The 7,250-nt window shown below is 66.1% G+C and carries 13 protein-coding genes; 5 read left to right on the top strand and 8 right to left on the bottom strand.

From position 1 onward, the window contains the following. The 4 genes from ACTHJR_RS15660 to ACTHJR_RS15645 all read right to left on the bottom strand — a co-directional run. The coding region (locus tag ACTHJR_RS15660) for a peptidogalycan biosysnthesis protein (RefSeq protein ID WP_440524169.1) at nucleotides 1-384 on the bottom strand (384 nt) is incomplete at its 3' end. A 181-nt stretch (nucleotides 385-565) separates the two neighbouring features. After that, nucleotides 566-1,033 (bottom strand): RidA family protein, encoded by a 468-nt coding sequence (locus tag ACTHJR_RS15655; RefSeq protein ID WP_440524168.1) that lies wholly within the window; start codon nucleotides 1,031-1,033, stop codon nucleotides 566-568. Then, entirely contained in the window at nucleotides 1,030-1,668 is a 639-nt protein-coding gene (locus tag ACTHJR_RS15650; protein ID WP_440524167.1) for an HAD family hydrolase, read from the bottom strand. The genes ACTHJR_RS15655 and ACTHJR_RS15650 overlap by 4 nt, the downstream gene beginning before the upstream one ends. Continuing rightward, nucleotides 1,665-1,943, bottom strand: coding sequence for a DUF3572 domain-containing protein (locus tag ACTHJR_RS15645; RefSeq protein WP_440524166.1), 279 nt, complete (start codon nucleotides 1,941-1,943; stop codon nucleotides 1,665-1,667). Before ACTHJR_RS15645 ends, ACTHJR_RS15650 begins: the two co-directional genes overlap by 4 nt. 28 nt (nucleotides 1,944-1,971) lie before the next feature. On the opposite strand from ACTHJR_RS15645, the gene ACTHJR_RS15640 reads away from it, so the two are divergent. Further along, complete coding sequence (locus tag ACTHJR_RS15640; RefSeq protein WP_440524170.1) at nucleotides 1,972-2,334, top strand: response regulator; 363 nt, start codon at nucleotides 1,972-1,974, stop codon at nucleotides 2,332-2,334. Nucleotides 2,335-2,340: 6 nt separating this feature from the next. Here ACTHJR_RS15640 and ACTHJR_RS15635 read toward each other — a convergent pair whose 3' ends face one another. Both ACTHJR_RS15635 and rpmG read right to left on the bottom strand, forming a co-directional pair. Beyond that, nucleotides 2,341-2,637, bottom strand: a complete 297-nt coding sequence (locus ACTHJR_RS15635) for a hypothetical protein (RefSeq protein ID WP_440524165.1) — start codon at nucleotides 2,635-2,637, stop codon at nucleotides 2,341-2,343. A gap of 226 nt (nucleotides 2,638-2,863) precedes the next feature. Further along, complete coding sequence (rpmG, locus tag ACTHJR_RS15630; protein ID WP_046348982.1) at nucleotides 2,864-3,031, bottom strand: 50S ribosomal protein L33; 168 nt, start codon at nucleotides 3,029-3,031, stop codon at nucleotides 2,864-2,866. Between the two features lie 165 nt (nucleotides 3,032-3,196). Here rpmG and ACTHJR_RS15625 point away from each other — a divergent pair, with 165 nt between their 5' ends. The 3 genes from ACTHJR_RS15625 to ACTHJR_RS15615 all read left to right on the top strand — a co-directional run bounded on the left by ACTHJR_RS15625 (nucleotide 3,197) and on the right by ACTHJR_RS15615 (nucleotide 4,656). After that, nucleotides 3,197-3,505, top strand: coding sequence for a hypothetical protein (locus ACTHJR_RS15625; RefSeq protein WP_440524164.1), 309 nt, complete (start codon nucleotides 3,197-3,199; stop codon nucleotides 3,503-3,505). Next, complete coding sequence (locus ACTHJR_RS15620) at nucleotides 3,505-4,062, top strand: TMEM165/GDT1 family protein (protein ID WP_440524163.1); 558 nt, start codon at nucleotides 3,505-3,507, stop codon at nucleotides 4,060-4,062. Before ACTHJR_RS15625 ends, ACTHJR_RS15620 begins: the two co-directional genes overlap by 1 nt. Before the next feature lie 102 nt (nucleotides 4,063-4,164). Further along, nucleotides 4,165-4,656 carry a Dps family protein gene (locus ACTHJR_RS15615; RefSeq protein WP_440524162.1) on the top strand — a complete coding sequence of 164 codons (492 nt, stop codon included), beginning with the start codon at nucleotides 4,165-4,167 and terminating at the stop codon, nucleotides 4,654-4,656. 62 nt (nucleotides 4,657-4,718) lie between these two features. Here ACTHJR_RS15615 and ACTHJR_RS15610 read toward each other — a convergent pair whose 3' ends face one another. Both ACTHJR_RS15610 and ACTHJR_RS15605 read right to left on the bottom strand, forming a co-directional pair. Continuing rightward, complete coding sequence (locus ACTHJR_RS15610; RefSeq protein ID WP_440524161.1) at nucleotides 4,719-5,555, bottom strand: metallophosphoesterase; 837 nt, start codon at nucleotides 5,553-5,555, stop codon at nucleotides 4,719-4,721. A 203-nt stretch (nucleotides 5,556-5,758) separates the two neighbouring features. After that, complete coding sequence (locus ACTHJR_RS15605) at nucleotides 5,759-6,652, bottom strand: LysR family transcriptional regulator (RefSeq protein WP_440524160.1); 894 nt, start codon at nucleotides 6,650-6,652, stop codon at nucleotides 5,759-5,761. 73 nt (nucleotides 6,653-6,725) lie between these two features. Here ACTHJR_RS15605 and ACTHJR_RS15600 point away from each other — a divergent pair, with 73 nt between their 5' ends. Further along, entirely contained in the window at nucleotides 6,726-7,166 is a 441-nt protein-coding gene (locus ACTHJR_RS15600; RefSeq protein ID WP_440524159.1) for a nuclear transport factor 2 family protein, read from the top strand. Nucleotides 7,167-7,250: the final 84 nt, after the last annotated feature.

Genomic DNA, 7,250 nt, shown 5'->3' with positions numbered 1-7,250 from the left:
TGCCGGGGCAAGGGCGTCGTCGCGCAGCAGAAGCCGAGGGCCCGGCACCGGGGTGAAGGGCGCGGCGACCTGGAGCTTGGGGTAATAATCGCCGCCGGCCCGCTCCCAGGCATCGGCCCAGGCGTGATCGAAGACGTACTCGCCCTGACTGTGGCTCTTGGCATAAGCCGGTGCGATCGCCGCGGGGCGGCCGTCGGCGCCATCGACGATCACCGGTAGCGCCTGCCAGCCGGTGCCGCGCCCGACGCTGCCCGATTCCTCGAGGATCGAGAGGAAAGCATGGCCGACGAAGGGATTGTCAGTGCCGGCGCAGGCATCCCAGTCGGCTGCCGCAACCTGCGACACGCCTTCGGAAACACGGGCGGTGATTTTATCGCGACTCAAGAGCCGCACTCTTTCGTCATCCCGGCCTTGTGCCGTGCGCGGGCTTTGGCCTGCCCCCGGCAGGCCAAGCTCATGTCCGGGGGACATGATCTCGCCTGCACACCACCGTGCCGCGCTTCCTGCATGGGAGGGATATGCGGATCGGTGGATGCCGGGACAAGCCCGGCATGACGTTTATGGCTCAGTTCGCGAGCTTAACCATCGCGTCGACCTCGACCGCAGCCCCACGCGGCAGCGCCGCGACGCCGACCGCGCTGCGGGCATGCTTGCCGGCCTCGCCGAACAAGGCTTCCATCAGGTTCGATGCGCCGTTCGCCACTTCGGGCTGGTCGGTGAAATCGGGCGCCGAATTGACGAACACGCTGAGCTTGACGATCCGCTCGACCCGGCTGAGATCGCCGCCCAGCGCGGCCTTGATCTGCGCGACCAGCATCAGCCCGCACAATTCGGCGGCTTCCTGGCCTGCGACCTTGTCGACATCGTCGCCCAGCCGCCCGGTCACCACCTTTCCGTCCTTGAACGGCAACTGGCCCGAGATGTGGAGCAGGCCGCCGGCATCGACCGTCGGCACATAGGACGCGACCGGCGCGGCGGGCGAGGGCAGGCTCAGGCCCATTTCCTCCAGCTTGCGGTCGATACGGTCGGTCATGCGGAAATCCCTTCTGTTATGGCCGGCCGGGCGGCGGCGAAGCGCTGGGCGATCCAATCGCGCGCTGCCCCCCAGTCGTCGATCCGTGCGTGCGCGTGCGCCGCGGGCGGTACCTGCGGTGCCATCGCGGGCTCTGCCACCAGGTGGAGCCGGTGGACGCTGGGCGCGTGCTTGGCAACCGATTCGTGGTGAGTCGCCAGATCATCGACGAAAACCGTGACCGGATTGCCATATTCCGCGACCAGCCGCGCGACCGGGCCGCCCTTGCCGCCCTGATTGGTCTCGACCCGGTGACGGATGCCGTGGCGCGCGAGCTGTTCGATACGATGGTCGCGGCAATCGTCGCCCAGATTGGTCAGGATGACGATGTCCGCACTCTCGGCCAGCGCCGCCAGCGCCTCGGCGGCGCCGGGAACCAGCGTCTGCCGCTCCATCTCGGCGGGGAAGAACTCGTCGAGCAGCGCCCAGATACGCTCGTGCTCGACCGAGCTGCCGTCGGCATGGGTCATCGCGACGAAACTCCCCGTCTCGTGCGCGAAGCGGATGTCGTGGCGTTCGCGCAGCCAGGTGCCGAAATGCTTGACCATGTGCAGCAGCACCTCGTCGCAATCGCAGATCAGGAGCGGGCGGGTCATGCTTCCAGGCTTCCCTCGAGAATATGGCGTGCGGCGATCATTGCTTCCGGCTTGACGTCGAGATCGGCGGCGCAGGCGATCAGGTCGGGCTCATGCGCTTCGAGGAACCCGAGCACCGCCGCCTGCGTGCCGCGACTCGCCGCCGATCCGCGCAGCGTGTCGGCATCGAGCCCGGTCAGGTCGAGCAAGCGCCGCGCGCGCGCCGAATCGGCCAATGTCCAGGCCAGCGCGTGCAGTGCCAGCGTCGGGGCGTCGTTGGTCTCGTGGGGGTTCATTGCTATCGTCGTGTCCAAGGAGACCCCGTTGGCAAAGCGCGTGCTGGTTGTCGAGGACAACGAACTCAATCTGAAGCTGTTCTGCGACCTGTTGCGTGCGCACGAATTCGACACCGAGCCGGTGCGCGACGGACGCGAGGCGATCGAGCGCGCGCGTGCCTTCGCCCCCGACCTGATCGTGATGGATATCCAATTGCCCTATGTCAGCGGGGTCGAGCTGATCCAGCAGATCAAGGCGGACGAGGCGCTGGGCAGGACGCCGATCATGGCGGTGACCGCCTATGTCGGCCGCGAGGACGAGGAGCGCATCCGTGCGGCGGGGGCCGATGCCTTCGTATCGAAACCGATCTCGGTCGCGCGCTTCGTCGAAGAGGTGAACGCGCTGCTGTAGCCTTCGCTATTCGAAAACCTCGACGACGCCGTCGGTCATCTCGGCCTTTGTCTTCGTCCCCCGGATATATCCAAGGACGCTCCAGAGCATGAGGCCGGGAAAGTACACTAAGGCCGCCAATCCGACGCCATTTCTTGCCAGATAGCCATATAAGAAAATGGCGATTGCATAGGCGCACCCGACCGAGGCGAGTTTGCCTGCAACCGGATCGTTCATCACCCGCTTGAAGATCGCCCATTCGAGCAGGGTCTTGAGAATCCAGATGCCCAGGATTCCGCCGACCATTCCAGCCACGAGAAACATGCGCCCGCTCCCCCTCGGGCTCCGGCCCGTTTTCCCCCGATCAGAATGGCAGGCGCAGATCAAAAAGCAAAGGGCCGCCAGGGTTTCCCCTGCGGCCCTTGGATTCCGGAACTAGTCCGAGTTGACGTCGGATTGAGGGCGCGGGCAAGCAAAAGGCCGCAAGGCATCCGCCTGCGGCCCGAGGTCCCCGCCTTCGCGGGGACTGCGTAAAGCGCGCTCGCGCGCTTTACTTGATCTTCGCTTCCTTGAACTCGACGTGCTTGCGCGCGACGGGATCGTACTTGCGGAACGACAGCTTCTCGGTCTGGGTCCGCGGATTCTTCTTGGTGACGTAGAAGAAGCCGGTGTCGGCCGAGCTGACGAGCTTGATCTTGACGGTGGTCGGCTTGGCCATGACCCAAATTCCTGCTGGTTTAAATGCAAAAGCGGCGGACGCACCGCCGCTTGTCAGGGGCGGGCCATTGGCCCAGGCGGAGGCGATTGTCAAGCGCACTGGCCCTTAACACCTCCTTTACCATGTTCGGCGCACGCTCGCGCCAGCGAAGCGGGAGTTGGGGAAATGGGGGTTTCTGCTCGTAACGACGATCTTGCCGCCCGCGTGGCGCGGCTCGGCCTGATGGCACAGCATGCGCGGCCGCGCGACCTGGTCGTCGAAGTCGATTCGATCCGGTGTGTCGCCGAGGCGGCGGGCGTGCTGCCCGTCGTGGCGGTGGCGCATGCGCTCGAGGCGGCGCTGGGGCGCGGCGAAAGCGGCGTCATCGTGCGCGGCTGGATCTCGATGCTGGGCGAAGCGGTCGGCTGCGGCCAGACCGATGCGCAGACCGGACACGTCTTCCTGGCGGCGGCAGCGGTGCGACTGGCCGGCTGATGGACTCACTGATGGCGGCGATGGTCGCCGCTCTCTTGATCCGCGCGACCGATCCGACCGCGAGCTATGTCGCGCGAGCGGCCGACCGGTCGCGCAAGGCGGGCGCGGTGCTGGCCGGCGCGCTGGCCGCCATCCTCGTCACTCATGCGATTGCGGCGACCGCGGGCTATCTGCTCGGCCCGCACATGACGCCCAATCCGAAACGCCTGTTCGTCGCGCTGGCGCTGATCGTCGCCGCCAGCGGCACGGTCTGGCCGGGCAAGCAGCTCGATCCGGGCGAGGCACGCCATCCCCTGCTGGGCGTCGCGAGCCGGCTGATCGCCGCCGGCTGGAGCGGCCGTACCGAGTTCGTCACGCTCGCGCTCGCCGCCAGCGGCACTGCCGCGCTCGCCGGCGTCGGCGGGTTCGTCGGCAGCGCGGTGGTGCTCGCCTTCGCTGCCCTGGGCGGGGACACGATCTGGCGGACCTTGCCGCATCGGATGGCGGGGTTCGCGATCGGCGCAGTGCTGACGATCGCCGGATGCTGGATGGCGTTTTCCGCGCTGCGCCTGATCTAGCGCGTCGATCACTCTGCCCATCATTTTGCGCGGGAAACGGGGGGAGCGAATCCTATATTGATCCGTTATCGCAACGACTCTTTCGTTCCAACGGAGCCACCCATGCCCAATGCCGATCTCAAGACCCCGACCGACCTGTCGTCCAACGCCACCAAGAGCGTGAAGGATGCGCTCAACGCGATCCTGGCCGATTCGTTCGCGCTCTATCTCAAGACCAAGAATTTCCACTGGCACGTCTCGGGCCCGCATTTCCGCGACTATCATTTGATGCTCGACGAGCAGGCGGCGCAGATTTTCGCCTCGACCGACGACATCGCGGAGCGCGTGCGCAAGACCGGCAACACGACGTTGCGCTCGATCGGCGACATCGCCCGGCACCAGACGATCCAGGACAACGACCAGGATTTCGTCGCGCCCGACGACATGCTCAAGGAATTGCGCGACGACAATCTCAAGCTGGTCGAGAGCCTGCGCGAAGCCAAGGACCTGGCCGACAAGGCCAAGGACAATGCCACGAGCGCGATGATCGACGACTGGACCGACCAGGCCGAACGCCGCGCCTGGTTCCTGTTCGAAGCCGGGCGGAAGGCGTAAGGTTTAAGAGAACTCCCCTCCCTTCCAGGGAGGGGAGTTTAGAGCTTGGGAACGACGGGCACTCACCCCTCCAGCGTGATCAGCCACAGATCGGGCGGCGCGCCGAAGCGCAGCGATGGGCCGCTCGTGCCGAGGCCGCCGGTGACGATCACCGCGAGGTGCGGGTCGAGCACCAGGCCGCAGCGATAGCGGTCCTTGAAGTGCGATACGGTGGTGACGGGGCCGTAGAAGGGCAGCACGCCCTGCCCGCAGTGCGTATGCCCGGCGAGCAGCAGGCGGACATCGCCCGGCAGGCGCGGCGCGATGTCGGGCGAATGCGTCAGGATGATGCGCGCGCCCTCGAACGGGCGCAGCTTGGCCATGGTCGCGGCGATGTTCGCATGCTTGGTATAATCGTCGTCGACGCCGCCGATCACGATCGGCCCCCGCACCGCGACGTCGTTGACCAGCACGGTGATCCGCGCCTGCTCGAGCAGGCTCCTGACATCGTCGGGACCGGTCCAGTGATCGTGATTGCCCAGCACCGCGACCACGCCGAGCGGCGGGTGCAGTTTCTTGAGCGGCGCGACCAGCGCCTGGCCCTTCGTCTTCGCGCCATGCGGGTCGGCGCCGTAGATGAAGTCGCCGGCGATCAGCACGATGTCGGGATTGAGCGCGTTGATCTGGTCGACGATGCGGCTGAGCCGCGCCTCGTCCATCGCGTGGCTGCCGATATGGATGTCGCTGATCAGGACGGCGCGAACCGGCTTCACCCCCGCCGGCCAGCGCGGCAGCTTGACGGTGGCGGTGCGTACGACGGGGTCGGACCGCGCTTCGGCGCGGGCGTAGAGATAGAAACCGGCGACGATCGGGAGCAGGACCAGCAAGAGGACCAGCAGGGCTTTCAGCAGCTTGCGCATCGTCGAGGGCGTAAGGGGTGCTCGTGCCCTCGGCAATGGACCAAAATCCTCCCCGGAACGGGGAGGGGGACCGCGCGCGTCAGCGCGTGGTGGAGGGGGCCCATCCTTCGGTAGCCTTACGGTCTGTTGCTCGTGTGTCGCGGGCCCCCTCCACCATCGCTTTGCGATGGTCCCCCTCCCCGTTCCGGGGAGGATTTTAGTCCTCAATCCCCCACCGTCCGTTGGATCAAATCCCGCAGCCACACCGACGCGGCGTCGGCGTCGCGCTCGACCGGATGGACCAGGAAATGGCGGTCGATGCTCTGCTCGATCGGGAGTTCAGCCGCGCGCACATCGAGCTGGGGTCCATAAGCGGCGATCAGCCGTGACGGCAGGATGGCGACGAGATCGGTCCGCGCTACTGCCATCAGCGCCTGTAGATAATGCGGTACGACCGCGGCGATGCGGCGGTGCAAGCCTTGATCTGCCAGCCAGTCGTCCACCGGATCGCTCGTCGCGCCTGCCCCGACCACGGCGATATGCGGCGCGTCGAGCATTTCGAGGATCTGGCGCCACGTCGCGGGCTGGCCGACATGAACCGCTAACACGTCATGATCGTCGAACAGCGCCGCCATGCGCAGCCCGGCGAACAAGATCGTGTCGGTGCTGATCGCGAAATCGAGCGTCGCGATGACCGGATCGTTCGGCCGCGGCCAGGGAACGAGGTCGATCCGGCAGCCGGGCGCCTCGCGCGCCATTGCCTCGATCAACGGGGCGAGCACGGTCGCGGCGACAACGTCGGGAATCGCCGCCCGGAACACGCGCTGCGCCGCCGCGGGCTCGAACGCCTCGCCCTCATACAGGGCGGCCGCTTGCTTGAGCAGGGCACGGACGGGCTCGGCGAGCGCCTCCGCGCGCGGCGTGCGCTTCATCCCCGATCCACTGCGCACCAATAACGGGTCGCCGAAATCCTCGCGCAAGCGCGCCAGGATCCGGCTCATCGCGGGCTGGGAAACCGACACGATCTGTGCGGCGCGGGTAACGCTACCGCTTTCGATCATTGCCAACAGCGCGCGCAGCAGATTGAGGTCGTAGCGACCGATATCCAATTGCGACATGCGCGATATCAGAACTATTCATTTCCGGGATAGTCAATCCTTGGCCATGCTGTTGTGGGACAAGGAGAATGTCATGAGCGCCGAGCGGAACAAGCAGGTGATCGAACGCATCTATGCCGCGATGGCCGAGGGCGACCGCAGCGTTTTCGCGGCGTCGGTCCATCCGGATTATGTCTGGCGCTTTCCCGGCCATTGCAGCTGGTCGCGACGGTTCGACGGGCAGGAGGCGATCCATCGCGACTTGCTGCGCCCGCTCTTCGGCCTGTTCGCGACCGACTATACCGCACGCGCGATCAACCTGGTGGCCGAAGGAGAGATGGTCGTCGCGGAAGTGCGCGGGGACGTGATGCTCAAATCCGGCAAGCGGTACGACAACCATTATTGCTTCATCTTCCACTTCCGCGAAGGCAAGATCGCTGAGGTGGTCGAATATTGCGACACCGACCTCGAGGAGCGCGTGCTCGGCAACTACGACGCGGTGCTGGCCGCTCATCAAGCGGCCGAGAGGCGCTGAGCCGCCCCACCACCTTAGTGTGTTGCTACACTATGTCACTTATGGTACATGATCTCCGCAGAGGAGGAGTGCCATGTATAGTGA

It is taken from the genome of Sphingomonas sp. (assembly GCF_051962185.1).
Taxonomy (GTDB): domain Bacteria; phylum Pseudomonadota; class Alphaproteobacteria; order Sphingomonadales; family Sphingomonadaceae; genus Sphingomonas.
Note: the sequence above shows the minus strand (reverse complement) of the source record. Positions and strands in the feature narration are given on the sequence as shown.

What these genes read in the sequence shown, in the direction of transcription:
- ACTHJR_RS15655 (WP_440524168.1), bottom strand. Translation starts at nt 1,033, where the DNA reads ATGACCGACCGTATCGACCGCAAGCTGGAGGAAATGGGCCTGAGCCTG.
- ACTHJR_RS15650 (WP_440524167.1), bottom strand. Translation starts at nt 1,668, where the DNA reads ATGACCCGCCCGCTCCTGATCTGCGATTGCGACGAGGTGCTGCTGCAC.
- ACTHJR_RS15645 (WP_440524166.1), bottom strand. Translation starts at nt 1,943, where the DNA reads ATGAACCCCCACGAGACCAACGACGCCCCGACGCTGGCACTGCACGCG.
- ACTHJR_RS15635 (WP_440524165.1), bottom strand. Translation starts at nt 2,637, where the DNA reads ATGTTTCTCGTGGCTGGAATGGTCGGCGGAATCCTGGGCATCTGGATT.
- rpmG (WP_046348982.1), bottom strand. Translation starts at nt 3,031, where the DNA reads ATGGCCAAGCCGACCACCGTCAAGATCAAGCTCGTCAGCTCGGCCGAC.
- ACTHJR_RS15625 (WP_440524164.1), top strand. Translation starts at nt 3,197, where the DNA reads ATGGGGGTTTCTGCTCGTAACGACGATCTTGCCGCCCGCGTGGCGCGG.
- ACTHJR_RS15620 (WP_440524163.1), top strand. Translation starts at nt 3,505, where the DNA reads ATGGACTCACTGATGGCGGCGATGGTCGCCGCTCTCTTGATCCGCGCG.
- ACTHJR_RS15615 (WP_440524162.1), top strand. Translation starts at nt 4,165, where the DNA reads ATGCCCAATGCCGATCTCAAGACCCCGACCGACCTGTCGTCCAACGCC.
- ACTHJR_RS15610 (WP_440524161.1), bottom strand. Translation starts at nt 5,555, where the DNA reads ATGCGCAAGCTGCTGAAAGCCCTGCTGGTCCTCTTGCTGGTCCTGCTC.
- ACTHJR_RS15605 (WP_440524160.1), bottom strand. Translation starts at nt 6,652, where the DNA reads ATGTCGCAATTGGATATCGGTCGCTACGACCTCAATCTGCTGCGCGCG.
- ACTHJR_RS15600 (WP_440524159.1), top strand. Translation starts at nt 6,726, where the DNA reads ATGAGCGCCGAGCGGAACAAGCAGGTGATCGAACGCATCTATGCCGCG.